This window comes from Caballeronia pedi (genome assembly GCF_001544915.2).
Taxonomy (GTDB): domain Bacteria; phylum Pseudomonadota; class Gammaproteobacteria; order Burkholderiales; family Burkholderiaceae; genus Caballeronia; species Caballeronia pedi.
This window is the reverse complement of sequence record NZ_FCOE02000012.1, coordinates 1-26,787: the sequence shown is the minus strand read 5'-3', so window position 1 is coordinate 26,787 and position 26,787 is coordinate 1. Positions and strand designations below refer to the sequence as shown.

Here is a 26,787-nt window from a genome sequence, read left to right as displayed (position 1 = left end):
GCGCGCTATCGAGCCGATGAATCACGCCAGTCCCGATAACTTTTCCTTCAGGAATCTCGATGTCGAATCATATTGCTGCGCTGCCGCTCGCTGGCGTGCGCGTACTCGATCTTTCTCGCGTGTTGGCGGGCCCGTGGTGCGGCATGGTGCTCGGCGATCTCGGCGCGGAGGTGATCAAGGTGGAGCATCCGCAACGCGGCGACGACACGCGAGACTGGGGCTTGCGCGCCGGTTCGTCGGGGACGTCCTATTTCAACAGCGCGAACCGCAACAAGCGCTCGGTCACGATCGACCTGCAAAGCAGCGAAGGACAGGACATCGCGCGAGCGCTCGCGCGGCAGTGCGATGTCGTGGTGCAAAACTTCAAGCAGGGCGGCGCCGATAAATTCGGGCTCGGCTACGCGCAACTGAAACAGGACAATGAGGCGCTCATCTACTGTTCGATCTCGGGCTACGATCCGACCGGAACGGAAGCCGAACGTCCTGGCTACGACCTGCTCGTGCAAGGCGAAGCCGGGCTGATGACGTTGAATGGCGAAGCCAGCCAGCCGCCGCTCAAGTTCGGCGTGGCCGCCGTCGATCTGTTCACCGGCATGTACGCGGCACAGGCGGTGCTCGCGGCGTTGTTCGAACGCCAGAAGACGGGACGCGGGCGGCACATCGAAATGGCGCTATTCGATTGCGGGCTCATGATCACGTCGTATTACGGACTCGAAGCGCTGATGACAGGCAAAGACCCTTTGCGCTACGGCAATGCGCATCCGTCGATCGTTCCGTATGGCGTCTTCGAGGCGGAAGACGGCGCACTCGTCATCACTGTCGGCAACAACGCGCAGTTCGTCCGGTTCTGCTGCGACGTCATCGATCGACCCGACCTCGCCGAGGACGACCGCTTTCGCACCAACATAGCCCGGGCGCAAAACCGGTCGGCGTTATTGCCCGAGATCGATCGCGAACTTGCCCGGCGCAAACGCGCCGTGTTGCTGGAGCGCCTGAAGCTGGCGAGCATTCCGTGTGGCGAAGTGCTCGGTCTGCATGAAGCGTTGTCGTCGGAACGGGCGACTGGGCGCGGTCTCGTCACGAACGTGCCTCATCCGGAAACCGGCACTATGCAGGTGCTTTCGCCGCCGTATCGCTTCGATGGCGCGCGTCCGCCGGTGCGGCGCGCGCCGCCGTCGCTGGGCGAAGGCACGCGTGAAGTGCTTCAGTCGCTGCTCGACATGAGCGACGCGCAGATCACGCAACTCGAAGCGGACGGAATCGTGTGACCACGGTGCGTCAGTGTGCTTCTTTCGCGTTGTCGGCAAGGTACTCGGTTCTCCAGCGCGTCGGCGGTTTGCCGAACTCTGCGCTGAACCATCGCGAGAACGCGCTGACTTCGGAGAAGCCTACGAGAATCGCGATGTCCGAGACCGCATGGCGGCGATTGCCGAGATATCGCATCGCCAGTTCGCCGCGCACCTCGTTGACGAGTGCGGAGAAGCTCTGTCCGGCCTGCTCCAACTGCCGCTGCAGCGTGCGGGGCGCGAAGCCGAGCCGCTGTCCGACGCGTTCGATGGCGCCGTGCCCTTGCGGCAGCAGAATATGGAGCGCGCGCCGCACCTCGTCAGTTATCGATGCGGCTCGCGCGGGAAGCCGCAAATCGAGCAGTTCTTTCGCGTAGCGTGCGAGCGTGGCATCGCCGAGCGGATTGGGCCGATCCAGTTCCTCGCGCGTGAGCGCGATGGCGTCGAACTCGGAATCGAATTCGACATTCGGCCCCAGAAATGGCCGATGAAACCGCATGCTCTCAGGCGCGGCATGCGCGAAATACACGCCGCGCGCCTTCCACTGCGCGCCCAGAATGCCGCGAATGAGATTGAACACCGCGCCGACAGTCAGCTCGACGATATCGCGCCCGGGATCGGGCCGCCCAGTGACCAGCACCACATGCACGAGCGACATCTCGCCGAAGTCGGCCACGCGGATCGAAACCGAATCGCTCAGCATGTGACGATACTGCTCGATCTGTTCGAGCACATGCCGCAGCGTCGGCTGATGCTGAAGATAGAGACTCACCGCGCCGAAGTCCGACAGCCGCCATGCTTCGCCGATGCGCACGCCGAGCGATCGAAGCTCCGACGATCGCGCCGATTCCTCGAACACGCTCGCGAGCCCGGATTCCGGAATGCGCAGATCGGGCGCGCTCAGACACACCGGGTCGAGCCCGGCTTCACGCACCTTGCAGACCGGATCGATGCCGACGGCACGGGCGATGGTGGAATACTTGATCAGCGATGCGCTGCGAACGAAGATAGCCATGTCGAGGTCGTCAAATTCAACCGGTAAAGCTATCGGAAAGAGGTTGCGGCGTCTGCACGGAATAACCACTATGGCCTTCGTTATATTTTTGTCGACATTAGACATGACGCGTTCTAGAATCGGTGTGTTAAAAACCGACGTGGATCGCCCCGACTCGTCATGGCCCGACCCAAAACGCAGAATGTTCCCGACCTTTCGGCACTTCTGACGCCGAAAAATCCATTGATGCTGGCTGTCGAGCGCGCCGTGCTTCGCGGGCAGGACTCGGGGTATGCGTCCGCACCGATAGCGGAGCAGATCGCGGCACGCCTGGCCGGTGTCATCACGCTCGATCTGCTCAAATCAGGACAACGCCTGCTCGAAAAGGACATCAGCGAGGTGCTTCACGTGAGCCGCGCCCCGGTTCGCGAAGCGCTGCGCATCCTGGAGCGGGACCGACTGGTCGAATTTCAGGTGAGACGAGGTGCGATCGTCACCGCGCCTGATGAAAGCGAGCTTCGTGACATTTTCCGCGTCCGCAGCGTGCTCTATCTGACCATGCTGGAACAGGTCGCCAACGAGAGCCCGGCCGAACTCGAAGCGCTCATGTCTGAGCGCTTGCCGAGACTTGTCAAGGCAGCCGATGAATCGCCGGACGCTTACGCGGTGGAAAGCTTCCTGCTGAACTTCGCGACGGTCGATCTCTGCCGCAACCGGCTTCTGGTGGATATTCTGCAATCCATTTCGCTGCGCACGCTGCGTTATCTGCGGCTGAGCATGGTGGCGGACCCGCAGTCCATTCGCGTTTCGCTCAAGCGCTGGCGCGCGTTGCACAAGGCAATCGTCGGCCGCGACGGTGAAACGCTGCTTTCGTTGGCTGCCCAGCGTCTCGACGAAGCGCGGGATGCCGCGGTTCAGGCGATCGCGCCCGTATCACCGACGCGCCGCGCCGGGAAGTCGCAGAAGCAGAAGACGTCAGCAGCCTCGCTGGACTGAGCCAGCCAGAGCATTTCCCGCATCCCTTCAAGTTCTTGAAGCGGCCTGCTCGCCGCACCCGCATGCCCGCTGCTCGCCGGGCGTGAATCCCTCCCTTCTCGCTGCCGCCCGACGGTTCCGGCTCTGCCGACTGTCGGATCGCCTATGCTTCCTCAATGCTCGACACGCGACATGAGGTTTAACCCCGATCCGTTTAATGTCGACATAAATTAGATGCAGTGATAGTCTTCCATCGTGGTGAAGAAGTTTGTCAATCACATGAGGAGACACCAGTGAGTCTGTCGGCCACCAACGAAATGCCAGCCTCAACCATAGCGACTCGCGCTTGCGCCCGCCCCTACGCCTGGGTGGTGTTCGCGCTGATGTTTTGCCTCCTGCTTTCCGACTACATGTCGAGGCAGGCGCTGAATGCCCTCTTTCCGATTCTGAAAGTCCAGTGGCAAATGTCCGACACGCACCTCGGTTCGATCAGCAGTGTCGTGCCGCTCACGGTCGGTGTTCTGACGCTGCCGTTCTCCATCTTCGCCGACCGCTGGGGGCGCGTGAAAAGCATCGCACTGATGGTCGCGCTGTGGAGCATCGCCACACTGGGATGCGCGATTGCCAGCAACTACCAGGAAATGCTCGTCGCGCGCTTCTTCGTGGGCGTCGGCGAGGCGGCGTATGGCAGCGTCGGAATCGCGATACTCGTGAACATCTTCCCGAAACACATGCGCTCCGGCATTGCCGGCGGCTTCACTTCGGCAGCCGCGTTCGGGTCGGTGCTCGGCGTCTCGCTTTCCGGTATCGTCGCGACACACTTCGGCTGGCGCTGGTCCATGAGTGTCATGGCGATCTTCGGATTCGTGCTGCTCATCGTCTATTGCTGCGTCGTCACGGAGAAAAGGCTCGCACGCGCGCATCCGGAAGATGCCGAACCGGTCACATACGGTTCCGCCAGGCTGACATTGCGCGAACTGATTGCAGGTATCTTCCCGAACCGATCGGTGTTCTGCGCCTATCTCGGATGTGCGCTTCAGGTATTCATCCAGGGAACGCTCTTCGTGTGGCTGCCGAGCTATCTGAATCGATACTGGGGCATGTCGGTCAGTCAGGCGGCGTTGACGGCGGCCGGCCTCGTGCTGGTCAGCGGCGTGGGGCAACTCATGTGCGGCGTGATCACGGACCGGATCAGCGGGGGCTCTTCCCTCAAGCGATGGAACATGGCGATTGCCTACTGCCTCGCGCTCGGCACGCTGCTGACGATTGCGTTTCTCGTGCCACAGGGCATCCTGCAACTCGTTCTGCTCGCGCTCGCGGTGTTCTTCCTTGCGAGTTCGTTCGGCACATGCAGCCCGATCATTGCCAGCGCGACGTCATCAGCCATTCATGGTTCGGTATTCGCAACGCTTACGCTCTTCAACAATATCCTGGGTCTCGCGGCCGGCCCGTTCCTGACCGGCGCGGCTGCCGACGCAGTCGGCCTCAAGGTCGCCTTGCATTGCCTGCCGCTGCTGGCTGTTCTTCCGTTCATCGTGTTCATCGTCGGCAGGCGGTGCAGCATGGCGGAAACGTCACGTTCGAAGTGAAGAGATTAAATGATGCATATCGATTAGTTATACAAATTTAATCGCCACGGCGAGCTTGAAGCCAACCATTTCAACTTTTGATTTTTAAGTCCACCACCATGAATTTCCTCGACGGTCATCTTTACCCCGAAAATCAACAGCCCCTGATCATTACAGCCGCTCCCTACGCGCCTGGCTGGATTCCCTCCGACTTCCCGGAAGACATCCCTGTCACGATGGAGGAGCAGATTCAGAAGGCGGTCGATTGCTATGAAGCCGGCGCCACCGTGCTGCACCTGCATGTGCGCGAACCCGACGGCCGTGGCAGCAAACGGCTCTCCATGTTCAACGAGCTGATTGCCGGCGTGCGCGCCCGCGTGCCTGAAATGGTCATTCAGGTCGGCGGCTCCATCAGCTTCGCTCCCGAATCGGACGGTGAAGCGGCCAAATGGCTGAGCGACGACACACGACACATGCTGGCCGAACTCGATCCGAAGCCCGACCAGGTGACCGTGACCGTCAACACCACGCAAATGAATGTGACGGAGCATGCCGGTCTGGATGACTTCAAGGGCGTCTCGCGAGGATTTCCGCATCTGTACGCGACTTACAAGGACATGATCGTGCCGTCGAATCCGAGTTGGGTCGAAGAGCACATCCGACGCCTGACGGCAGCCGGCATCCAGAGCGAGTTTCAGTGCTACAACATCAATAGCTTCGAAACCATCGAGCGGATGATTCGTCGCGGCGTCTACAAAGGTCCGCTAGTGATGAACTGGGTCGCCATCAGCGGCGGGATGGATCAGGCGAATATCTACAACCTGGCCAACTTCCTGCGGGCCGCACCCGACGGCGCGGTGATAACGGTCGAAAGTTCGGTCCTGAACGTATTGCCGGTGAATATGATCGGAATCGCCTTGGGCCTGCACGTGCGATGCGGCATCGAAGACGTTCTCTGGAATCAGACTCGCACGGGCAAGATGAGCTCCGTCGAACAGATCAGGCAACTCGTGCGTATCGCCGGCGAATTTGGCCGCCCCATCGCAACGGCGCAGCAGGCACGAGAAATCATGCAGATCGGCGTATTTTACGAGACCGCAGACGAAACGCTTCTGGCCAACGGCTTCGCGCCGAACCGGAATGGCGGCAACCAGGGTTTTCTGAGGAAGCCGGTCTGAGGAGCTTTCGCTGAATGGAGCGCTGTTCCCGCGAAGGCTTCTGACGCGCCCTCACTTCACGCCAGCCTCGGATTTCGATACCGTCAATTCGGCAATGAACGTGTCAACGGACGGGTTGCGCGTGTCGCCGCGCCAGCACACGACCATGTCGATTGCGGTGTCCCGGTCCGAGAGCGGACGGATGCACAACCCATTGCGCTGAATGTTGCGAATGCACTCGGGATAAATGCTCACTCCCGTGTTCGCAGCGACCAGGCCGATGATGCCGTCGCTCGTCGAAGCCTCCTGAGCGATCATCGGAGCGAAGCCCGCGCGATGGCAGATCGAGAAGAAGTGATGGCGGAACGCTTCCCACGAATGAGGTGTGCCGAGCACGAAACGCTCGTTCGCGAGGTCCGTGAGCTTCAGCGCTTTTTTCTGCGCCAACGGATGCGCGCTCGGCAAGAGCGCGACCATCGGCTCCCGGCCGAACACGCGCGTCTGAACGCCGGGCGCCGCGAACGGCCCGATCATGAAACCGACGTCGATGGTGGAATCGAGCATCGCCTCTTTCTGCATCGCGCTCGGCATGTGCACGAGATCGATATTGATCGACGGAAACTTCTTGCCGAACGCCTCGATGATCGCGGGCAGCGCGCCGTTGATCGCAAAGTCCATGTAAGCGATGCGCAAGTGGCCGATATTGCCGGCCTCCGCGCGTCGCGCGAGCGTGATCGCCTGATCGATATGCGTGAGCGCGAGCTGACAATGCTCCGCGAACACGCGGCCCGCATCGGTCAATTCGACGCGCCGCGTCGTGCGCGCGAGCAGCGCCGCGCCCACCGATTCCTCCAGCGCCTTGATGATGCGACTCAATGCAGGCTGCGTCATGTGCAGCCGCTCGGCCGCCACGTTGAACTGCAGCGCGTCGGCGACCGCCAGAAAGGCTCGGATGTGGTGAACGTCGATGCGCATGTCGCGTCATGATCCTCTGGGCAAGGGCTCTATCTTACCGGTCGCCCGGCCGAGCGAAGCGCGATCAACGCTCCGGCCACGAGCAAGGCCGACACCACGTACAGCCCGTTGTTCAGGCTCCCCGTCACGGTTTTGACGAAGCCCAGCATGCTCGGGCTCGCGAATCCGCCGAGCAGGCCCAGACTGTTGATGAACGCGATCGTGCCCGCTGCCGCGCGCGTGCCCCCGAGGAAATCGGTGGCGATCGCCCAGAACAGCGGCTGCAACGTGAAGATGCTCGCCGTCGCGACGCTGATGCACACGAGCGCGAGTGTCAGGTCCGAACCCGTCCTGGCGATGGCCGAGAGCGCCACCGCTCCAATCAGCGCGCAACCAGCCGTATGCCAACGCCGCTCGCGCGTGCGGTCCGAGTGACGGCTCACGAGCACCATGGTGAGCGCCGCCGCGCCGTACGGAATCGCGGAGAGCATGCCGATCGAGTAGGCGTCGGTGACGCCTGCGTTGCGGATGAGCGTGGGCAGCCAGAAGCTGATTGCGTACACGCCGCAGATGAAGGTGAACCAGGCCAAGGCTAGTGCATAGATGCGCGCGCTCTTCAACGCGCCGCCGAAACCGTGTCGTTCGAAGAGGGATGACGCATCGCGCTCGCGATCGAGCCGATCGAGCACGACGGCCTTTTCGGCGTTGCTCAGCCAGCGCGCGTCGCGCGGATTGTCGTCGAGATAGAAGAACGCCGCGATGCCGAGCACGCACGACGGCAGTCCTTCCACCAGAAAAAGCCATTGCCAGCCGTGCAGCCCATGCACACCGTCGAGACGGTTCAGGGCCCATCCCGACACCGGGCCGCCCAGCACGCCCGCCATCGCGACGGCGGTGAGAAAGAGCGCCATCACGCGTCCGCGCCGCTCTGCCGGATACCAGCAGGTGAGGTAGAAGATCATGCCCGGAAAGAATCCTGCCTCGAAGACGCCGAGCATGAAACGCATGATGTAGAACGCAGTCGGCGTCTTCACGAACATCATGCCCGCCGATGTGAGTCCCCAGAGCAGCATGATTCGAATCAGCGTCTTTCGCGCGCCGATGCGCTCGAGAATGAGATTGCTCGGCACCTCGAAAAGAAAGTACCCGGCGAAGAAGATGCCGGCTCCGAGTCCATACACGGCATCGCTGAAGCCGAGATCGCTGCGCATCTGGATCTGCGCGAAGCCGATGTTGATGCGATCCAGATACGCCGCGACGTAGCACACGAAGAGAAACGGTATCAGCCGCCACGTAATGCGGCGATAGGTGGCGTTCACCATCGCGGAGGAATGCGGAGCCGCGTCCTCGGCGAATGCTGCGCCCGGTAATGCACCTTCGTTCATTGCGCTCTCCAAAGATGTGCGAAAAAATGGCGAAGCGATGACCCTTCGGATGTTCGTCGCGGCATGTGGCGTGTGGCTGCGGGCCGCCTGCGGCCCGCGCAACAATCAGCCCTTCACGGATTGAAGATAGTCGACACAGCGATCGACCGATTCGACATCCGCGAACTTCGCATCGATGTCGAACAGATTCCATTCGACAGCACCCGGTACGCGATCGCCGATGCACTCGCGCACCGCGATCGTGCGAAAGCCTTCCGCGAGGCCGTCGCACAGCGTCGTGCGTACGCAGGCCGAAGCCGTCACGCCGGTCACGAGAATCGTGTCGACGCCCGCCGCGCGCAGAAAGCCCGCGAGGTACGTGCCGTGAAACGAGCTTGCGCGCTTCTTGATCAGCACCTGCTCGCCTTCGATCGGCGCGATGCGCGAGTCGATCGCCCAGAGCTCCTCGTTCGATTGCGCGACCACGTCGACGGGAATCTTGTTGTGCCACAGGCCCATGTCGGTGTGCGGATTCTTGCGGTCGGTGACCTGATAGCACGTCGTCACGTGGATGACCGGATGACCATTCGCGCGGCATGCGGCGAGCAGACGCTGCACGCCCGGAATGATCTGGTCATCGATGTGCTCGCACGTGAACGGATTGCCCGGCCGCGTCCAGGCATTCGCGAGATCGACGTTGATCAGCGCGGGCTTCTTGCCAAAGCCCACGCGCCGCTGAAACCCACGCTCCTGATAAAGCTTCGTTGATTCTGCGAAGGCTTGCGCCAACATTTCGTTCAATCCTGCATTCATGTCTTCAATCTCCGAAAGTTAGTCTGGGACGCTCGTGCCTTGTGTGTCGGCAGAGAAACTATAGGATCGCCATTAATGATCGTCTAATTCATATTTAGCTTCGTTTAATATCGATTTTGGTACTAATAACCCGCCTTCCGAACAAGCAGGAAAAGCCCGGGACACGCCCGGGTCATGACGGCATCGATCATCGTGAATCAGAACCGGCTGCGAATTCCCACGCCGTAGGTAAGGCCCGACGACAGCGTGCTCGCGCGATCCGCGAGCACGGCGGCGTACAGGTCCGTTCGTCGCGACACGTTGTAGTCGAAGCCGACCGCGAGCGTGCTACGGCTTGCCTGTGACGCGCCCGAGGACTTCGAATACATGTACGACGCGAGCGCCTTGGCGTCGCCGATCGGCACGGCGACGCCAAGCTGCACACCGTTGACCGTCGTGTCCGCGCCGCTGATGTCGTTGGACAGGTGCTGATATTGACCGTAGAAGCGCACCACGTTCAGATCGCACAGCGCGCCGACCATCACGGCTGTCTGCTTCGAATAGCCTGGCGCGATCGCATCGAGGTCGCCCGGCGTCGTGTCGAAGGGCTGGCTCTGGAACGCGACGCTTATGGAGAAAATGCCGCCTGCATAGCCGGCCGATCCTCCCCATTTGTGCGCATTGCCCGGTTGATTGCCGAGCGCATAGATCGCGTCCGCGCTGAAGCCCGAAAGGACCGGGGTGCGATATAGCACTGCGTTGTTCCAGGCATATCCGCCGATGAGTCCCTGCCCGTTCACGCCCAGATAGGTTTGCAATACAGTCGGCGAGAACGTGTAAGAGTCGATGAACGGATTGGACAGCACCGCCGTCACGAAATAGGGCGTGACGATGCGTCCGAGGTGCACCGATCCGTAAGGACCGCCGATCGAAACCTCCGCACTGCGTCCGAAGAACGGCTCGCCGTCGAAGCTCCCCGCGCGCCCGTTCTGTGGGCGAAAGAAGTCTTCCAGCACGAACTTCGCGTGCCATCCGCCGCCCAGATCGTCGGTGCCGCGCAAGCCCCAGTACGATGTCGACATGCCACCGCCGCCGACCGTCCATGCCTGCCCGCTGCCCAGCGTTTTCGATGAGCCCAGCCACGCATCGACCAGTCCGTACAGCTGGACCGACGACTGCGCATGCGCCCCCTGCGCCTGCCACGCCACGATGAGCGCGGCGGCCATTCTTGTGATTGTCTTTGCGCGTTTCAATTGTCCGATACCTCGCCGCTCTTGCGCGCGAACACCATCAGCAGCGCGGATGCGAAGCACGGCAGCGCGCCGAAATAGAGCGCGCCCTCTTTCCACGAGCCACCGTGTTCGAGCAGCGCAGTGACGCCCGCGCTCGCGATGACCGCGCCGATCGGTCCCATCGCGGTGACGATCGCGCCACCGGTCGCGCGAATGGACGTCGGATAGCTTTCGCCGATGAAGAACAGGGCTGCGGCATAGGTCCGATCAGGAAGAAGAGCCCGAGGCTGTACAGCGCAACGACGACCGAGAAGTCGCTGGGCGCATAGAGCATCGCGAGAAACGAGAGCGCACCGAGCGTCCATCCAGCGACGATGGTATTGCGCCTGCCCAGCCGATCGCCGATGAACCCATGCGCGACGTACCCCAGATAGCCCACCACGTTCGACAGCACGAGCACGACGAGCGAACTCTCGAACGACAACGCGTGAACCTTGGTGATGACCGTCGTGCCGAGCACGCTGAAGACCTGGATCGTCGACCAGTTGAGCATGAAGCTCAGACCCAGAACCAGCGTCGAGCACAGCGCCCGCCCACGAAATGCCGCGCCGATTCCCCGGCCGCTCTTCGTATGGTCGAGGCCATGCGCCTGCGCGAGTTCGCGTGCCTCGTCCGTGTCTCCGGCGCGCTCTGTCTCGACGATGCGCCGGTGCAGCAGGAACTGCGGGCTCTCCTTGAGCCGCCGGGTCATGAACAGAATGGCGACGGCCGGGAATGCCGCGAAGATGAAGCAGCCCTGCCAGCCGATCAGAGGCAGCAGAACTGCCGTCAGGCCCGCGGCAATCAGTGCGCCGATCGGCCAGCCGCCCTGCACGAGGCTGAAGAAAAAGCCCTTGCGACGGTCCATGCGCGGGTCATCGAGCGCCGCGTACATCTCGTTCAGATAGGTTGCATTGACCGTCTGCTCGGCGTAGCCGAGCCCCGCCAGCGAACGCACGAGCACGAGCACGGTCTGCCCCGCGTTACCCGCCGCCGCGGTGAGCCCCGAGCAGAGCGCGGCGCCTGCAACCGTCGTGATCATGCCGGTGCGCCGCCCGAAGCGATCGACGATCGGGCCGACGAGAAACGCCACGATCGCCGAGCCGATCGCCACCAGGGTCGCAATCTGCGCCTGCTGCGCCTCGCTCCACTGATAATGCCGACCGATCTCGGGCAGCAACGTCCCGAACAGGATGAAGTCATACACCGCGCAAATCCAGGCGAAAAAGGCTGTCCAGCTCGCGCGGCTTACGTCGCGGGCATCGACGGATGGCGGCGCCCAGAATCTCTGCGATACGGCGTCTTCTCGTTTCATCATGGCTCTCCTTGGATCGTATCGACGACTGAATGTCTGATATGGATTCCTCAATATCAGACATAAAATGGAAGCGGGAAAAGTGGTTGCGGGCCGGAGAACCCGGCCCGCCATTCGATGCGTCAGCTACGGGTCTTGGCTCGCAGCGCCTCGGTCGCCGGCAGATCGAGCGTCAGATCGGAGTTGATCACGACGCGGTAGACATCGCGTGCGTGGGCGATCGTGCAGAAGTCGTCGAGCACGTCGTCGAGTACCTGCTGCGCGGGTCTTTCCAGCGGGTCGCCATAACCACCGCCGCACGGCGCGTAGTACGCCATCGCCTCGCCTGCTTCGAGCGCGATGTTGGAAAACTTCGCGGGCATCGGCTTGACGCCGCCGTCGCGCCCGACGATCTCCACCTTGCCGACCTGTCCCTCGCCGCCGCCGAACGCGCCCCAGGGCACATCCTCATGACGTTCCGATTCGTGCGTGACCGTACCGCCTTCCAGCAAGCGCTGCGTCTTCACGACACCGATGCCGCCGCGATACTTCCCCGCACCGGGCAGCACGTCGTCGCGCAACTCGTAGCGGTCGCACACCATCGGCAGATGCATGCCGAGGTCCTCGATCGGGTTATTGCGCGTGTTCGCCATCAGATTGTCGATGCAGTCGGGACCATCCGATGCGGGCCGACCGCCGTACGCGCCCTCGTTCACTTCGAGAAACACCCAGTAATCGCCCGCCGGACGAATGCCCGAGTACGCGGCGAAGGACAGCGTCGCCGAATTGCCGGCCGTCGTACGTTCCGGCAGCACCGGCGAGAGCGCCTTGATGATCAGGTCGATCATGCGGTTGCACTGCGTGAAGCGCGCTTCGGCCGCTGCCGGGAACTTCGGATTGAAGATCGAGCCTTCGGGCGCCGTCACGCTGATCGGCCGGAACGATCCTTCGTTCGGCGGCAGCTTCACGTCCATCAGCGCGGTGTCGGTCAACAGCGCGCGGAACGCACAGTAGCAGGCGGGCTTGGTCGATCCTTCGAACGGCACGTTGAAGCCCGTCGGCACCTGATCCGCTGAGCCGGTCAGATCGACTTCGACGCTGTCGCCGCGCACCTTCACGCACACCCTGATCGGCAGACGCTTGTCGCGATTGAGCCCGTCGTCATCGAGAAAACCCTCGGCGGTGTAATCGCCGTCGGGAATCTCGGCGATGCGATTGCGCATCATCGTTTCGGTGTAATCCATCAGCTGATTGGCGGCGCCGAACACCGTGTCGCGCCCGTATTCGTCGAGCAGTTCCTGCATCCGCCGCGCGCCGAGTTGCGCCGAGGCGATCTGCGCGTCGATGTCGTCTTTCGTCTGACGCGCGGTGCGGCTGTTGTAGCCGATGAACTGCCACAGTCCGTCGTTGCGCCTGCCTTGCTCGTAGAGCTTGATGCCCGCGAAGAGCATGCCTTCGGCGTACACATCGGGAATGTCGATGATGAGCCCGGGCGTCGCCGCACCGATATCGACGTGGTGCGCCGTGTTGGCCGCGAACGCCACCAGTTCGCCGCGCCAGAACACCGGCACGACGATGCACAGATCCGGGCTATGGCTCGATCCGTAGTAGGGGTGATTGTGGATGACCACATCGCCCTCTTCCCACTTGCCGCCCTGCAGGCAGCGCGAAATCCCGCGCAGATACGCGGGAATCGAGCCGATATGCAGCGGCGAGCCTTCCGATTCGGTCAGCGTGTTGAAGTGCAGATCGAAGAGACCGGCTCCGATGTCCTGCGATTCGCGGATGATCGACGAGAACGACATGCGGTACAGCACGTGCCCCATCTCTTCCGCGATCGTGTGCAGCGCTCCGCTCATCACCTGCAAGGTAACGGGATCGACGCGTCCGTTTTCCATGGTTGCTCTCCTCTTACGCCGCCAGACGGTTGATATGGATGTTGCCGTTCGCGACGACGCGCGCGCGATAACCCGGCGGCACGAGCGTCGTCGAGTCGCGCTGCACGACGATCGCGGGACCGTCGAGCGTATTGCCGGCCAGCAGGCGGCTGCGGTCGTAACGCGGTGTGTCGTAGGTCTCGCCGTCGTCGAAGGTCGTGCGGCGCACGAACATGAGCGCGCGGTCGTCGGGCCGCACTGAACCCGTCGGCAAGGGCGGCCACTGCAGGGCCGGCGTACTCGCCACGCCGATCACACGCAAGGTGACGATCTCCACGTCGACGTCGTCGAAAGCCCAGCCGTAGTCGCGCTTGTGCTGCGCGTGAAAGTTCGCCTCGATCTGCCCGATGTTCTTGAGGCTGACGGCGCCGTCGGGAATGTCGGCGCGCAACTCGAAGCCCTGACCGTGGTAGCGGCATTCCGCCACGCGCACGTAGTGCTGGCGGTGCGACGGCACGCCGTCCGCTTCGAGGCGCACACGGCATTGCGCGGTCAGGTCGTCGATCACGCCGTTGATCCTGTCGATGTCCTGTTCGGTAACGTTATCGAGCACGGTCATCACCGAGCGCGTGAACTCGTACTGCATGTCGGTGACGAGCAGGCCGATGGCGGCCGTTATGCCCGGCGCGGGCGGCACGATCACTTCGCGCGCGCTGACGGCTTCGGCGAGCGCGACGCCGTTCAGCGGCCCCGCTCCACCAAACGGAAGCAGTGCGAAACGACGCGGATCGAAACCCTTCGCGACGGAATTCGCGCGTATCGCGAGCGACATGTTGGAGTTGAGAATGCGGATGATACCGAGCGCCGCTTCCGTCACGCTCATGCCGAGCGGCCGTGCGATCTTCTGTTCGATCGCGCGATGCGCGAGCTCCGGATCGATCTTCACGCCGCCGCCGAGAAACTGGTCGGGATCGAGTCGGCCGAGCACGACCTGTGCATCGGTGACCGTAGGCTCCGAGCCGCCGCGCCCGTAGCAGGCCGGGCCCGGATCGGCGCCCGCCGAGCGCGGTCCCACGCGAAACGCGCCGCCCTCGTCGATGTACGCGATCGATCCGCCGCCCGCGCCCATCGTCGCCATGTCGATCATCGGCGCGAGCACCGGATACGCGCCCACATAGGTATCGCGCGGATTCATGATCTTGACCTGGCCATCGGGGATCGTGCTGAAATCCGCCGACGTACCGCCGATATCGACCGTGATCACGTCGCGCGCATCGGACATCGCGCCTGCCCAGCGCCCGCCCATGACACCGCCGGCAAGTCCCGACATGAGGATCGACACAGGGCGCTGCGCACACATTTCGACGGTCGACACGCCGCCGTTCGACTGCATGATGCGCAGATGCGCGTGGATGCCCGCGTCGCGCAGCTTGCCTTCGAGGTTGTTCAGATACAGCGCGGTCTTCGGTCCGACGAAGGCGTTCATCGCGGTCGTCGAAAAGCGCTCGTACTCGCGGATCACGTTCACCACTTCGGACGAACACGACACGTACGCGTCCGGCAGCACCGACTGGACCAGCGCCTTGGCGCGGCGCTCGTGCGTATCGTTGAGAAACGAGTACAGGAAGCACACGATCACGGACTCGATGCCACGCGCCTTGAACACGTGCGCCGCTTCGAGCACTTCGTTCTCGTCCAGTTCCGCGGCGATCTCGCCGTTCGGCGGCATGACGCGCTCGGTGATCGCGATGCGATTGCGGCGCTTCACGAGCGGATGCGATTGCCACGGCACGTCGAACTGCAGCGAAAAGTTATGCGGCCGCTTGTGACGGCCGATATGCAGGATGTCCCGAAAGCCGCGCGTCGTCAGCATGCCGACGTCGGCGCCGTTGTGCTCGATGGTGATATTGGTGGCGACGGTCGTGCCATGCACGATCATCGATACATCGGCGGGCTTTACGCCTGCGAGTTCACACAGCTCGAGCACACCGCGCAGCACACCCACCGACTGATCGTGCGGCGTGCTCGGGACCTTGTGGACGAACACGCTCGATCGATCGTTCTTGTCCATTTTTTCGAGGACCAGATCGGTGAACGTGCCGCCTACGTCGACTCCTATTCTTGCCATGGCCATTTCCTCATTGAACCCTGATGAAGCGCTCCCGTCTCGATTGAGCCTGATCGAACGCGAAGCGCACGTCCGTGCCGCCGACAGCGATAAAGGTGGAAGCAACAAGAGGAATTTGGCCCGCCCAATATTCACATGTCTATTGATATTTCGGGCTCGATTGATATCACGTCCGGCATGAATCGGTTTGCATGTCCGCCAATGCGAGGGGTGGAAGCCATAACCGCCGGTAATCACCTCATGAGGCGAATTCAATAGACGGCTATCGCTGATTTCGCGAGACTGCGGGACGCCGGATCGACATGCGGTCCGTCCTCGAACAAGAGCGCAACGAGCCTCAGAGGAGACACCAGAGATGCTGCAACGCCCCAGAGTCACCCGCTCCGTTCTCGCGCTGATGTGCGCGATGTCGTTCATCATGTATCTCGATCGCGTCAACCTGTCCGCTGCGGCAGGTCTGATACGCGACGACCTTCATCTCACCAATACCGATGTCGGCCTCGTGTTCGGCGCTTTCGCTTATACGTACGCGATCTGCCAGGTCATCGGCGGATGGTTCAGCGACCGCTTCGGCGCCAAGACGACGCTCGTGCTGTGCGCGTCGATCTGGATCGTCGCGTCGGTCGCGACGGGCTTCGCGGGCGGGGTCGTCTCGCTGTTCTGCGCGCGCATGCTGCTCGGCGTCGGCGAAGGCGCGGCGCTGCCCGCGCAGGCGCGCGCGCTGGTCAACTGGTATCCGGCGAGCAAGCGCGGCTTCGTGCAAGGGCTCACGCATTCGTTCTCGCGCCTCGGCAACGCGCTCACACCGCCTTTGATCGCATTGCTGGTCGCGTTTGCTTCGTGGCGTGCTTCGTTCGTGCTCGTCGGCGCGCTGACGGCCGTGTGGGTCATCGCCTACGCGTGGTACTTCGCCGATAACCCGCGCAAGCATCGGCACATGACGGCCGAGGAGGAAGCGGAGTTGCCGCCCGAGAACAAGGTCGCCGTCGACAAGACCCGCGAGCCGACGCCCTGGGGCCGCCTGCTCAAGCGCATCTCGCCGACGATGGTCGTGTACTTCTGCTATGGCTGGACCGGCTGGCTCTTCTTCACCTGGCTGCCGACCTTCTTCATGCATGGACGCGGTCTCGACCTGAAGAGCTCGGCGCTGTTTTCCGCGGGCGTGTTTCTGTCGGGTGTCGTCGGCAATACCGCGGGCGGCGTGATTTCGGATCGCATCCTCAAGCGCACCGGAAGCGTGGTTTCGGCGCGGCGGAACATGATCATCGTCGCGTTTCTCGGTGCGCTCGTGTTTCTCGCGCCGGTGATGGTCGTGAAGTCGCTGCCGGTCATGGCCGCTTCGTTGAGCCTGTCGTTCTTCTTCCTGGAGATGACCATCGGGCCGATCTGGGCCGTGCCGATGGACATTACGCCGAAGCACGTCGGGATTGCGAGCGGGCTCGTGAATGCGGGATCAGCTATCGCAGGGATCTTTTCGCCGATCGTGTTCGGGTTCGTCGTCGATCGGACTGGAAGCTGGACCTTGCCTTTTGCGGGGTCGCTCGGGTTGCTCGCGGTGGGGATCGTGATGACGTTTTTCATGCGGCCGGATATCGCGCTGGATCATGCTTCGGCGAAGGATGATGCTTTGGATGGGGAGTTGGTCGGGCGGTGAATGCCGGCTTTCGCCAGACCGCAGAGAACGCCCGCGAATGCGGGCGTGGACAAGCGAGCCTATCTATCCAGTGTATGGCCCGGTGTACGTGATCGAGCCGAGCATGAGCCCCATTCCAGCACCATCGATAAGACCCTCGCCCATGCCACGCAGAACCATAAACGCTTTGGTGCTTGCACCGATTAAGTTTGCGAATAGGGCAGGATTGAATAGCCAAGGAATCATTGCCTTCGCATCGATGCCAGTGATAAAGCCAGAAACGCCTTCGGAAACGAGCAAGCCGGCACTCGCGTCTACATACATAGTCATACCGGCAAAATCAGCAGGTTTCAATTCACTCTTGTGCATGCGATAAATGACTCCGCCGCCTTGAAAATCAGTAGTAGACCCTGAAGCGCTAAGCGTGGTGCCTCTGCTGCGCGATATCACGATATCAGTCAAGCGCAAATTTTTTGGTACGCGAAAGTTCATGCCGACGCCAGGGCCTATTCACCGCGTATCGATTCTTCAAGCCCGTCGAATCGCATCGATGACCAGTTGCGTCGCCGGACTGATCCGCCGGTTCTTCCTGAGAATCAACCCATAAGGCGCGAGCCGCCCGCGCAACGCCGTGGGCAGCGAAGCGATCGTATCGAGCGCGGAATAATAGTCGGCGACTGAGCTCGGCAACACCGCCAGCATGTCCGAGTCCCGCAACAGCGACAACGTGGTGAGAATGGAAGACGTCTCGACCGTACTCACCGGCGGCGCAACACGCGATTCGCGAAACGTCTGATCGATGATCTGCCGCATCGGACTCGGATGCGGCTGCACGATCCACGGATACTTCGCGAGATCGGCAAGCTTCGGCTTCCCCGCCATGCCGACCGCCGGATGATCCGGCCGCGCGACGATCGCCAGCGCCTCTTCCGACAAGGTCTCGAACGTCAGATCGAGCGCGGAAAAGCCGTAGGGAATGCGCCCCACCACGATATCCAGCTGATCCTGCTGCAACGCCTGCACGAGCACATCGCTCGTATCGATCTGCACGCTGATCTGCAGGCGCGGATGCGCTTCCTTCAATTGCACGATCACCTTCGTCAGCAGATCCGGCGCCGGCGCCATCACCGCGCCGATGCGTACCTTGCCGATATCGCCCGCCTCGATCGCCGCCAGTTCCTCGCGCAGCTCATCGAGATCCTCGAAGACGACGCGCGCGTAACGCATCACCGCTTCGCCGTAGATCGTCGGCTCCATCCCGCGCGCATGACGCACGAACAGCGTCGCCCCGATGGTGTCCTCCAGTTCCTTCAACGCCTTGGTCGCGGCGGGCTGCGTCATCGCGAGTTCGTCGGCGGCGCTTCTGAGCGATTCGGTTTCCGAAAGCGCGGTCATCAATTGCAGATGACGCAGGCGCAGGCGTTTGCGTATGGTCGCGGCGGGCGAGATCATGCGAGCGATAACTCCAGGAAATAGCCTGATGCAAATAATTCAATGGTCAGTTATCGCGGAGTTTCGCACACTAGCGCTACCCGATACAGCCGCGCAAACCCTCGTTTCAGCGGCTCCACCCGAATAGAACCGGAGACACCGAAGATGAAGATCAAGCATGTCCGCGCGCGCGTTTTCGAATGGAAAGGCAAGGTCGTGCCGCCGCAATCGCACTTCTGCACCAACGCCGTCGACGTTCTCTACGAACGCGGCGACGCGATGGGCTCGTTCCGTTTCCACGGCTGGCTCGTCGTCGAGATCGAATGTGACGACGGCACGGTCGGCATCGGCAATTGCGCGCTCGCGCCACGCGTCGCGAAGCAGATCGTCGATGAATATCTCGCGCCGATCGCCATCGGCGAGGATCCGTTCGATCACGAATACATCTGGCAAAAGATGTATCGGCGCACCCTCGCATGGGGCCGCAAGGGCATCGGCATGGCGGCGATCTCAGCAGTGGACATCGCGCTGTGGGACATCATGGGCAAGGCGGTGAAAAAGCCCGTCTTCAAGCTGCTCGGCGGCCGCACGAAAGAGAAGATCTGGTGCTATGCGTCGAAGCTCTATAACAACGACGACCGCGACGCCTTTCTCGCGGAAGCCCAGGGCTATCTCGACCAGGGCTTCACCGCGATGAAGATGCGCTTCGGCTATGGCCCGAAAGATGGTCCGAAAGGCATGGCGAAGAATCTGGAACAGGTCCGCCTGTTACGCGAACTCGCAGGCGACGATGTGGACATCATGCTGGAATGCTACATGGGCTGGACGCTGGAATACGCGCGCCGCATGCTGCCGCGTCTTGCCGAATTCAATCCGCGCTGGCTCGAAGAGCCCGTGATCGGCGACGACGTCGAAGGCTATCAGGAGCTGAAGAAGATGAACATCGTGCCGATTTCCGGCGGCGAGCACGAGTTCACGAGCTACGGCTTCAAGGATCTGCTGGAACGCCGCGCCGTGGACGTGATCCAGTACGACACCAACCGCGTGGGCGGCATCACCGCCGCGCGCAAGATCAACGCAATGGCCGAAGCCTGGTCCGTGCCCGTGATTCCGCATGCGGGCCAGATGCATAACTATCACCTGACGATGGCGAGCACCGCGAGCCCGATGTCCGAGTTCTTCCCCGTGTTCGATGTGGAAGTGGGCAACGAACTCTTCTACTACATCTTCGATGGCGAGCCGCAACCGGAGAACGGTTATCTGCAACTCTCCGATGAAACGCCGGGCCTCGGCATCACGCTGTCCGACAAGCATCTGAGCGATTTCGACATCATCGAATGACCCAATGATGCAGGGCCGATGCAGCCCGCACATTTCAGGAGACAGACATGGAGAGCAGGATCGAATCACCCGCGGCGCACGACGCCGCTGCATCCGCACACGCGACGAGCGTACGCTGGCGCATCTTCGGCGTGGTGTTCCTCATCACGCTGATCAACCTCGTGGACCGCATCTCGCTTTCCATCGCGATGCCCACCATCGCGAAGGAGTTCGCGCTCTCGCCCGCGATGCAGGGGCTCGTGCTCTCGAGCTTCTTCTGGTCGTATGCGCTATTGCAGATTCCGGGCGGCTGGCTCATCGACAAACTGGGACCGCGCAAGGTCGTTGCGGGCGCAACAGTGTTGTGGGGTCTCTTTCAGACCTTGATGGGAGCCGCCACCGGTGGCCTGTCGATGCTGTTTCTGCGCGTCGGTCTCGGCGGCGCGGAAGCGCCGCTCTTTCCCGCCGGCAGCAAGCTCAACGCGCTCTGGCTGTCGCGCAGCGAACGCGCGCGCGGCGCGGTGCTGATGGATGCGGGCTCGCCGCTCGGCGCGGCGATCGGCGGCCTCGCGATCTCGAATCTGATCCTCATGTTCGGCTCGTGGCGCACCGCGTTCGTCGTCGCGGGGCTTGCCACGATCGCGTGTGGCTGGCTCGCATGGCGCTATCTGCGCGACGATCCCGCGAAGCATCCGGGCGTGAACGGCGCGGAACTCGCGCATATCCGCGACGGCGCGCCGTCCGTGTCCAGCGCCGCGCGCGCGGTCCATGACGATGCGCCGCTGCCGCTGCGCTCGACCATCGCGATGTGCGTCGGCCGCATGAGCTGGGCGATGATCTTCTTCGGCCTGCTCACGTGGGGCCCGAGCTATCTGACGCAGGCGCGGGGCCTGAGCCTGTCGCAGATCGGCGCGGCGACCTTCTTCATCTTTCTCGCGGGCGCGCTCGGCTCGCTGTCGGGCGGCTTTCTGTGCGATGCGCTGTGCGCGATGAACTTCTCGCGCGGCAAGGTCGTGAAGAGCATGATCGCCGTATCGGGCGCGGCGACGCTCGCCGTGTTCGCCGCGCTGCCGACGATCACGTCGCCCGTCGTCGCGGTCGCGGTGCTGTGCGGCGCATCGTTCCTGCTGATGTGGGGCAGCCTCTACTGGAGCCTGCCTTCGCTGCTCGCAAGCCCCGGGCGCGTCGGTCTGCTCGGTGCGTGCATGAATTGCGCGGGCAGCGTCGGCGGCATTTCGATTCCGCTCATCACCGGCTTCATTCTTCAGCGCACCGGTTCCTTCGATGCGGTGCTGCACTTTTACGGCGCGTGCGCGCTGGTGTATATCTTCGGTTCGATCGCAATCGATCTGCGCCGCACACGCTGATCACAGACCCAACAGACCCTACGAACATGAAACCTCGCATTGCAGTTCTTCTCGGCGATCCCGCCGGCATCGGTCCCGAACTCATCGCGCGTCTCATCGCAAAGCCTGAAAATCGCGCGCGCGCGGATCTGCTCATCATCGGCGACAGGCGTGAGCTCGATCACGGCATGGAGATCGCGCAGCAACGCTTCGAGTATCGCGTAATAGACGATGAATCCGCCGCCACGCGCGACACCGACGTGCCTTCGCTCATCGACTTCCGCCTGCCCGACGACGCGCCGTACGAACGCGCCGCAGCGACGGAGCGCGGCGGCCGCTACAGCCTCGAAGCCTTCAAACAGGCACTCGCGCTGACGCGTGCGAACCGCACGCAGGCGATGCTCTTCGCGCCCGTCAACAAGACCTCGCTGCATATGGCCGGCATGGAGACGAACGACGAAATGGAATGGTTCGCGCGCCAGCTCGATTACAGCGGCGCGTTCTGCGAGTTCAACGTACTCGACGAGCTGTGGACCTCGCGCGTGACCTCGCATATCGCGTTGAAGGATGTGAGCGCGAAGCTCACGCCGGAACGCGTCATCGGCGCGGTGCAACTGATTCACGATGGATTGAAGCGCGCGGGCGTGCACGAGCCGCGCATCGCGGTATGCGGTTTCAATCCGCATAACGGCGATAACGGCGCGTTCGGCCGCGAGGAAATCGACGTGATCGCGCCAGCCGTCGAACAGGCGCGCGCGCAGGGTTACGACGCGCAAGGCCCCTTTCCCGCCGACACCATCTTCGTGCGCGCGCGCGATCAGAAGGTCTTCGACGGCGTGGTCACGATGTATCACGACCAAGGTCAGATCGCGATGAAGCTGATGGGCTTCTGGCGCGGCGTCACGGTGCACGGCGGCCTGCCCGTGCCGGTCACGACGCCCGCGCACGGCACCGCGTTCGATATACACGGCCAGAGTCGTGCCGATGTGGGCGCGACGCAGAAAGCGTTCGATATCGCCGTGCGCATGGCGCAGGACCGTCTGAGCTGATGCCATGATGCAAGAGCGCATCGAAGCCTTGCGCGAACGCTTCCTGGAAAGCGGCGACGACGCGGACCTGCCCATCGTCGATGCACATCATCACTTCTGGGACGTGACGCGCAACTATCATCCGTGGCTGCGCGATCTGCCGCGCATTCCGTTTCGCTATGGCGACTACGCGGCGATCTGCAGGAACTTCCTGCCCGATGATTACTTCGCGCAGGCGGGCAATCACCGCGTCGTGAAGACGGTCATGATGGAGGGCGAATGGGACCCGCGCGACGCGCTCGGCGAAGCGCGCTGGGCCACCGCGTTGCACGAACGCACCGGCCTGCCGAACGCGATGGCCGCGCAGATCTGGCTCGATCGCGACGATGTCGCCGATGTGATCGACGCCTATCGCGAGATGCCGCTCGCGCGCAGCGTGCGCCACAAGCCGAAGACCGTTGCGCGCGCGGCGCATCGCGCGGATTTCGATGCGCCCGGCTCGATGCGGTGCGCGCGCTGGCGACGTGGCTATGCATTGCTCGCACAAAGCGGCCTGATGTTCGAATTGCAGGCGCCGTGGTGGCATTTCGGCGAAGCGGCGGAACTGGCGCGCGACTTTCCGCAGATGAAGATCATCGTGAATCACACGGGGCTGCCCGCGGATCGCAGCGACGAAGCACTCGCTGCATGGCGCGCCGCGCTCGATGCGCTCGCGCGATGGCCGAACGTATGGCTCAAGATATCGGGCATCGGCGAAGCGGGTGTAAGCTGGAGCGTCGCGCGCAACGGACGCGTCGTGCGCGATGCGATCGAGAACTTCGGCGTCGAGCGGTGCATGTTCGCGAGCAACTTTCCGGTCGATAGTCTCGTCGTCACGCTCGATGAGCTTTTCACGGGCTTCAAGAATATCGTCGCGCAGCGCACGCGTGAAGAACGCCTCGCGCTCTTTTTCGACAACGCGAGCGCGCTGTACCGGATTTAGACATATCAAAGGAGACACACTTCAATGTCTGCACCTGTTTATCGCGGCGTATTTCCCGTCGCCCCGACCATCTTCGACGATCAGGGCCGCCTCGATCTCGAAGGCCAGAAGCGCGCGATCGATTTCATGATCGATGCCGGTTCGCACGGCATCTGCATACTCGCGAACTTCTCCGAGCAGTTCGCGCTGTCCGATGCCGAGCGCGACACCGTGCAACGCACCGTGCTCGAACATGTCGCGGGCCGCGTGCCGGTCATCGTCACGACCACGCATTTCAGCTCGCGCGTCTGTGCCGAGCGCAGCCGGGCGGCGCAGGACGCGGGCGCCGCGATGGTCATGATCATGCCGCCGTATCACGGCGCGACGATTCGCGTCGGCGAGCGCGGCATTCACGAGTTCTATCGCGACGTATCGGATGCGATCGACATTCCGATCATGATTCAGGACGCGCCCGTCGCGGGCACGCCGCTTTCGGCATCGTTTCTCGCGAAGCTCGCGCGCGATGTGGAACACGTGTCGTACTTCAAGATCGAAACGGCGCAAGCGGCATCGAAGCTTCGCGAACTGATCGAACTCGGCGGCGACGCGATCATCGGTCCGTGGGACGGCGAAGAAGCCATCACGCTGATGCCCGACTTCGATGCAGGCGCGACCGGCGCGATGACCGGCGGCGGCTATCCGGACGGCATCCGCAAGATCGTCGACGCCTATTTCGCGGGCGATACCGGCAAGGCCGCGGAGTTGTATCAGCAATGGCTTCCGCTCATCAACTACGAGAACCGGCAATGCGGTCTCGCCGCGTGCAAGACTTTGATGAAGGAAGGCGGCGTGATTCGTTCGGATGCGGTGCGTCATCCGCTGGCGGCGATGCATCCTGCTGTGCGCGACGGCTTGTTGAAAGTCGCGCGCGGACTCGATCCGCTCGTGCTGCGCTGGGGGCGTTGAGCAGCATGGAGAGCGGGCTGTCGCGCCGAACTATTCGTCGGATCGGTTTTGATCGCTCGAATAGCATGGACTGGATCCGTTCATGCAACTGGCGCGACGACCACTGCTCCAGCCGGCAAAGCTCGATGTAATAGTCGCGCTCGAGCGGATCGTCGATATGCATCAGCGTCTTGAGGTGGGTCCAGCTCAATATTCTCTCCGCAGTGCGGAGAGAATTCCGTCGCATGCTTCAGTCAACGCACCGCCACGCGGATCATTTTTCCCGCTGCATCCGCCTGATCAGCAGCAACGCGCCACTTCGGAAACGTTCCGGATCTGTCGACTTTCCACGGATCGCCCATTTCGTCGACATACATCGCGCTCGCGCTTCGCCCGGCCGCCGACGCGCGTCGGAGCGCGCCCGGCGCGGCGCGCTCGAACGAACGGCTGCCCTGTTCGTTGAACACGGTCGCGAGCGGCCGCTGCGCCTGGCCCGACAGGCTGAGCGGCGCGGCAAGCGGTCCCGTTGGCGCGCGCAGCACTGCGTCGGCGGGCTTGCGGCCGGCGAGGATCGCGCCGAGCAGCGCGGACGGACCGTTAGAAACAACTGATGTTTCGTGATCCGTATCATCTGCACGCTTTGCGATCGGCGCGCTCGGTGAATCGAGTGCGAGCGGTTCGCTCGCGCCGTCGATCTGCACGACGAGGATGACGTGCCAGTCGTCCGGCGTGTTGTTGTAGCGCGGCGCGAGCGACACGAGACGCAGTCGCGCGATGTCGAAACCCGCGTCGCGCAGCAGCAGATACTTGGCGACGGCGAAATCCTTGCACACGCCGCTTTCGACAAAGAACCGGGCCGGCGCGTAGTAGCTGCCGTCGGTTCCGTCGCGGTAGCGGACTTCGTTGACGAGGGCATCGGCGAGCAGCACGGCCGACATATCGCCGGCTTTCACGCGCTCTGCCCGCACCTGCGCGACGAGGCGGGACCAGCCGGCGGGTTCGCGCGTCTGGTGGCTGCGCAGCGCTTCGCGCAGGCGCTGCACGCGGCCGATCGCATCCGACGATGGTTCGAGATTCTTGTCGGCAAGCGGCAGGAGGAACATCAGGTCGCCGACCTGCGCGAGTTCCGGGCGGATCTTCCGGTTGGCTTCCCACCACGTCCCGGCGCGCAGACGTTCGATGCCGCTTCTCAGCGCGTGAGGCGTGGCCGAATGGCTGGAGTCCTCATAACTTTGCGATGCGGCTGGCAGGCTCGCGGCGCCCGCGATCACGGGCAACAGCATCGCCGCAGCGAACGTGCACTGGACAAAGCAGAGAAGCAGTCGAGCGAGCGGCATGGGTTGGCTCCCTGTGTTTCAAAGCCTCCCGATGCCGTACCCGCCGTTCGGCGCAAGACAACGCTGGCTTCAAACCAACATTGCATGCGGCGTGCCAATTCGTCGTATCGCTCTATGCGATTGATTAAATGCGAAATTGTCCTTGCGGGCCGGGTGGAGCGAAGGCCGCGTGACGCCCCCGACCCAACAGATGCGCGATATCTGTCGGCGTTAGCCGCACGCTTTGAGCGCGTCGAGATAGATGTTCAGCGACCGCTGAACCGATCCGGCGATCAGCCGGACAATGCCCGTGTAGTCGTCGCTCACGCAAGCGTCATCCAGCGAATCGCAATAGCCTGCGCGATCCTCGTCCCGGATAACGGCCGGGGGATAACCGGATTTCATCAATTCGACATTCAGAAGCAGGCGCCCCGTTCTGCCGTTTCCGTCCACGAACGGATGGATTTTGACGAACCGAGTATGAAGTTCCGCCGCACGCGCGAGAGGATGCATGATCCCTCCTCTCGCATGCCGCTCGACGAGCGCAGCCAGTTCGACAGGTACATCGAGAAAATCCGGCGGAGTCGTACGCGCGCCGGCTATCGCCACGTTCACATGCCGATAGCGGCAGGCTTCTTCACCGGCACGGCCTTTCAGCACCACGTTGTGGATGTTCCTGATCTGCCATGCGGTCAGAGGCTCGTTCGTCGCGATGATCTCATCGAGAAAACGCATCGCGTCGGGACGGCCCATGCTCTCGCAGTGCTGCGGCAGCGCTTTGCCGTCCATCGTCATGCTGTCGAGCACGACCTGAGTCTCGCGAAACGACCCTGCACCGTGCTCGATTCCATGCGCTTCAGGCCTCCACCATTCGCGCCGCAGTCGTCGATGCAGCGAAGCCAGAGCCCGATGCGAAAACGGACGCATCGCGTCCAGTTTCGCCTTGTCGGCATCGATCGTTTCCAGCATCCGTTGCAGAGACGCGTCCATCGCCTTCGTACCTGATTCGTCTATCCGTTCCGATCCAAGTCTACTCACTCATTGGATGAAAAAAAACGCCAACCCGCATGTGAACTGACCCCACGAAGTTGGACGGTTAAATTCTAGCGGGTAGCCGAGGCCTGAGTTCTGTATTGCACGGGACTCA

Annotated in this window: 22 protein-coding genes and 1 pseudogene; 10 read left to right on the top strand and 13 right to left on the bottom strand. The window is 62.6% G+C overall.

Annotation, left to right across the window (positions count from 1 at the left end):
- Positions 1-59: 59 nt before the first annotated feature.
- Positions 60-1,268 carry a CaiB/BaiF CoA transferase family protein gene (locus AWB80_RS19260; RefSeq protein WP_061176266.1) on the top strand — a complete coding sequence of 403 codons (1,209 nt, stop codon included), beginning with the start codon at positions 60-62 and terminating at the stop codon, positions 1,266-1,268.
- 10 nt (positions 1,269-1,278) lie between these two features.
- On the opposite strand, the gene AWB80_RS19255 is transcribed toward AWB80_RS19260, so the two are convergent.
- Positions 1,279-2,301: an AraC family transcriptional regulator gene (locus AWB80_RS19255; RefSeq protein ID WP_061176265.1), complete on the bottom strand. Its 1,023-nt coding sequence runs from the start codon at positions 2,299-2,301 to the stop codon at positions 1,279-1,281.
- A 225-nt stretch (positions 2,302-2,526) separates the two neighbouring features.
- On the opposite strand from AWB80_RS19255, the gene AWB80_RS19250 reads away from it, so the two are divergent.
- The 3 genes from AWB80_RS19250 to AWB80_RS19240 all read left to right on the top strand — a co-directional run bounded on the left by AWB80_RS19250 (position 2,527) and on the right by AWB80_RS19240 (position 6,001).
- A complete protein-coding gene (locus tag AWB80_RS19250; protein ID WP_244206601.1) occupies positions 2,527-3,276 on the top strand; it encodes a GntR family transcriptional regulator in 750 nt (249 codons plus the stop codon).
- A gap of 362 nt (positions 3,277-3,638) precedes the next feature.
- Complete coding sequence (locus AWB80_RS19245) at positions 3,639-4,844, top strand: MFS transporter (RefSeq protein WP_061176404.1); 1,206 nt, start codon at positions 3,639-3,641, stop codon at positions 4,842-4,844.
- 98 nt (positions 4,845-4,942) lie between these two features.
- Positions 4,943-6,001, top strand: a complete 1,059-nt coding sequence (locus tag AWB80_RS19240) for a beta-keto acid cleavage family enzyme (protein ID WP_061176263.1) — start codon at positions 4,943-4,945, stop codon at positions 5,999-6,001.
- Positions 6,002-6,052: 51 nt separating this feature from the next.
- Here AWB80_RS19240 and AWB80_RS19235 read toward each other — a convergent pair whose 3' ends face one another.
- From AWB80_RS19235 to AWB80_RS19205, 7 genes are all read right to left on the bottom strand, one after another.
- Positions 6,053-6,955: a LysR family transcriptional regulator gene (locus tag AWB80_RS19235; protein ID WP_061176262.1), complete on the bottom strand. Its 903-nt coding sequence runs from the start codon at positions 6,953-6,955 to the stop codon at positions 6,053-6,055.
- 29 nt (positions 6,956-6,984) lie between these two features.
- The gene (locus tag AWB80_RS19230; protein ID WP_061176261.1) at positions 6,985-8,319 is read right to left on the bottom strand and encodes an MFS transporter; all 1,335 of its coding nucleotides are present in this window, start codon (positions 8,317-8,319) and stop codon (positions 6,985-6,987) included.
- Positions 8,320-8,424: 105 nt separating this feature from the next.
- Positions 8,425-9,111, bottom strand: coding sequence for an isochorismatase family protein (locus AWB80_RS19225; protein WP_061176260.1), 687 nt, complete (start codon positions 9,109-9,111; stop codon positions 8,425-8,427).
- Between the two features lie 197 nt (positions 9,112-9,308).
- Positions 9,309-10,316, bottom strand: a complete 1,008-nt coding sequence (locus tag AWB80_RS19220; RefSeq protein ID WP_061176259.1) for a porin — start codon at positions 10,314-10,316, stop codon at positions 9,309-9,311.
- Between the two features lie 64 nt (positions 10,317-10,380).
- The gene (locus tag AWB80_RS19215; RefSeq protein WP_244206600.1) at positions 10,381-11,679 is read right to left on the bottom strand and encodes an MFS transporter; all 1,299 of its coding nucleotides are present in this window, start codon (positions 11,677-11,679) and stop codon (positions 10,381-10,383) included.
- Positions 11,680-11,798: 119 nt separating this feature from the next.
- Positions 11,799-13,553 (bottom strand): hydantoinase B/oxoprolinase family protein, encoded by a 1,755-nt coding sequence (locus tag AWB80_RS19210; RefSeq protein ID WP_061176258.1) that lies wholly within the window; start codon positions 13,551-13,553, stop codon positions 11,799-11,801.
- A gap of 13 nt (positions 13,554-13,566) precedes the next feature.
- Complete coding sequence (locus tag AWB80_RS19205) at positions 13,567-15,660, bottom strand: hydantoinase/oxoprolinase family protein (protein WP_061176403.1); 2,094 nt, start codon at positions 15,658-15,660, stop codon at positions 13,567-13,569.
- Positions 15,661-16,015: 355 nt separating this feature from the next.
- On the opposite strand from AWB80_RS19205, the gene AWB80_RS19200 reads away from it, so the two are divergent.
- The gene (locus AWB80_RS19200; protein WP_061176257.1) at positions 16,016-17,314 is read left to right on the top strand and encodes an MFS transporter; all 1,299 of its coding nucleotides are present in this window, start codon (positions 16,016-16,018) and stop codon (positions 17,312-17,314) included.
- 63 nt (positions 17,315-17,377) lie between these two features.
- On the opposite strand, the gene AWB80_RS19195 is transcribed toward AWB80_RS19200, so the two are convergent.
- Positions 17,378-17,785, bottom strand: a complete 408-nt coding sequence (locus AWB80_RS19195; protein ID WP_143328085.1) for a hypothetical protein — start codon at positions 17,783-17,785, stop codon at positions 17,378-17,380.
- Between the two features lie 36 nt (positions 17,786-17,821).
- Positions 17,822-18,745: a LysR family transcriptional regulator gene (locus tag AWB80_RS19190; protein ID WP_061176255.1), complete on the bottom strand. Its 924-nt coding sequence runs from the start codon at positions 18,743-18,745 to the stop codon at positions 17,822-17,824.
- A gap of 144 nt (positions 18,746-18,889) precedes the next feature.
- Here AWB80_RS19190 and AWB80_RS19185 point away from each other — a divergent pair, with 144 nt between their 5' ends.
- From AWB80_RS19185 to AWB80_RS19165, 5 genes are read left to right on the top strand one after another with little or no spacing between them, the layout of a single operon-like run.
- A complete protein-coding gene (locus AWB80_RS19185) occupies positions 18,890-20,065 on the top strand; it encodes an L-rhamnonate dehydratase (protein ID WP_061176254.1) in 1,176 nt (391 codons plus the stop codon).
- Between the two features lie 47 nt (positions 20,066-20,112).
- The gene (locus AWB80_RS19180; protein ID WP_061176253.1) at positions 20,113-21,411 is read left to right on the top strand and encodes an MFS transporter; all 1,299 of its coding nucleotides are present in this window, start codon (positions 20,113-20,115) and stop codon (positions 21,409-21,411) included.
- 26 nt (positions 21,412-21,437) lie between these two features.
- Positions 21,438-22,439, top strand: coding sequence for a 4-hydroxythreonine-4-phosphate dehydrogenase PdxA (locus AWB80_RS19175; RefSeq protein ID WP_061176252.1), 1,002 nt, complete (start codon positions 21,438-21,440; stop codon positions 22,437-22,439).
- 4 nt (positions 22,440-22,443) lie between these two features.
- Positions 22,444-23,400: an amidohydrolase family protein gene (locus AWB80_RS19170; RefSeq protein ID WP_061176251.1), complete on the top strand. Its 957-nt coding sequence runs from the start codon at positions 22,444-22,446 to the stop codon at positions 23,398-23,400.
- A 24-nt stretch (positions 23,401-23,424) separates the two neighbouring features.
- Positions 23,425-24,345, top strand: a complete 921-nt coding sequence (locus AWB80_RS19165; RefSeq protein WP_061176250.1) for a dihydrodipicolinate synthase family protein — start codon at positions 23,425-23,427, stop codon at positions 24,343-24,345.
- Between the two features lie 19 nt (positions 24,346-24,364).
- Here AWB80_RS19165 and AWB80_RS45440 read toward each other — a convergent pair.
- From AWB80_RS45440 to AWB80_RS19150, 3 genes and pseudogenes are all read right to left on the bottom strand, one after another.
- A pseudogene (locus tag AWB80_RS45440) lies at positions 24,365-24,561 on the bottom strand (DUF1016 N-terminal domain-containing protein); the annotation flags it as partial.
- Between the two features lie 17 nt (positions 24,562-24,578).
- Complete coding sequence (locus tag AWB80_RS19155) at positions 24,579-25,661, bottom strand: transglutaminase-like domain-containing protein (protein ID WP_061176249.1); 1,083 nt, start codon at positions 25,659-25,661, stop codon at positions 24,579-24,581.
- 210 nt (positions 25,662-25,871) lie between these two features.
- Positions 25,872-26,447 (bottom strand): Fic family protein, encoded by a 576-nt coding sequence (locus AWB80_RS19150; protein WP_244206598.1) that lies wholly within the window; start codon positions 26,445-26,447, stop codon positions 25,872-25,874.
- Positions 26,448-26,787 lie beyond the last annotated feature (340 nt).

Coding starts and splice junctions, on each gene's coding strand:
- AWB80_RS19225 (WP_061176260.1), bottom strand. CDS start 9,111: ATGAATGCAGGATTGAACGAAATGTTGGCGCAAGCCTTCGCAGAATCA.
- AWB80_RS19260 (WP_061176266.1), top strand. CDS start 60: ATGTCGAATCATATTGCTGCGCTGCCGCTCGCTGGCGTGCGCGTACTC.
- AWB80_RS19215 (WP_244206600.1), bottom strand. CDS start 11,679: ATGATGAAACGAGAAGACGCCGTATCGCAGAGATTCTGGGCGCCGCCA.
- AWB80_RS19230 (WP_061176261.1), bottom strand. CDS start 8,319: ATGAACGAAGGTGCATTACCGGGCGCAGCATTCGCCGAGGACGCGGCT.
- AWB80_RS19205 (WP_061176403.1), bottom strand. CDS start 15,660: ATGGCAAGAATAGGAGTCGACGTAGGCGGCACGTTCACCGATCTGGTC.
- AWB80_RS19175 (WP_061176252.1), top strand. CDS start 21,438: ATGAAACCTCGCATTGCAGTTCTTCTCGGCGATCCCGCCGGCATCGGT.
- AWB80_RS19195 (WP_143328085.1), bottom strand. CDS start 17,785: ATGAACTTTCGCGTACCAAAAAATTTGCGCTTGACTGATATCGTGATA.
- AWB80_RS19170 (WP_061176251.1), top strand. CDS start 22,444: ATGATGCAAGAGCGCATCGAAGCCTTGCGCGAACGCTTCCTGGAAAGC.
- AWB80_RS19190 (WP_061176255.1), bottom strand. CDS start 18,745: ATGATCTCGCCCGCCGCGACCATACGCAAACGCCTGCGCCTGCGTCAT.
- AWB80_RS19165 (WP_061176250.1), top strand. CDS start 23,425: ATGTCTGCACCTGTTTATCGCGGCGTATTTCCCGTCGCCCCGACCATC.
- AWB80_RS19240 (WP_061176263.1), top strand. CDS start 4,943: ATGAATTTCCTCGACGGTCATCTTTACCCCGAAAATCAACAGCCCCTG.
- AWB80_RS19155 (WP_061176249.1), bottom strand. CDS start 25,661: ATGCCGCTCGCTCGACTGCTTCTCTGCTTTGTCCAGTGCACGTTCGCT.
- AWB80_RS19255 (WP_061176265.1), bottom strand. CDS start 2,301: ATGGCTATCTTCGTTCGCAGCGCATCGCTGATCAAGTATTCCACCATC.
- AWB80_RS19245 (WP_061176404.1), top strand. CDS start 3,639: ATGTTTTGCCTCCTGCTTTCCGACTACATGTCGAGGCAGGCGCTGAAT.
- AWB80_RS19200 (WP_061176257.1), top strand. CDS start 16,016: ATGCTGCAACGCCCCAGAGTCACCCGCTCCGTTCTCGCGCTGATGTGC.
- AWB80_RS19185 (WP_061176254.1), top strand. CDS start 18,890: ATGAAGATCAAGCATGTCCGCGCGCGCGTTTTCGAATGGAAAGGCAAG.
- AWB80_RS19235 (WP_061176262.1), bottom strand. CDS start 6,955: ATGCGCATCGACGTTCACCACATCCGAGCCTTTCTGGCGGTCGCCGAC.
- AWB80_RS19210 (WP_061176258.1), bottom strand. CDS start 13,553: ATGGAAAACGGACGCGTCGATCCCGTTACCTTGCAGGTGATGAGCGGA.
- AWB80_RS19250 (WP_244206601.1), top strand. CDS start 2,527: ATGCTGGCTGTCGAGCGCGCCGTGCTTCGCGGGCAGGACTCGGGGTAT.
- AWB80_RS19180 (WP_061176253.1), top strand. CDS start 20,113: ATGGAGAGCAGGATCGAATCACCCGCGGCGCACGACGCCGCTGCATCC.
- AWB80_RS19220 (WP_061176259.1), bottom strand. CDS start 10,316: ATGGCCGCCGCGCTCATCGTGGCGTGGCAGGCGCAGGGGGCGCATGCG.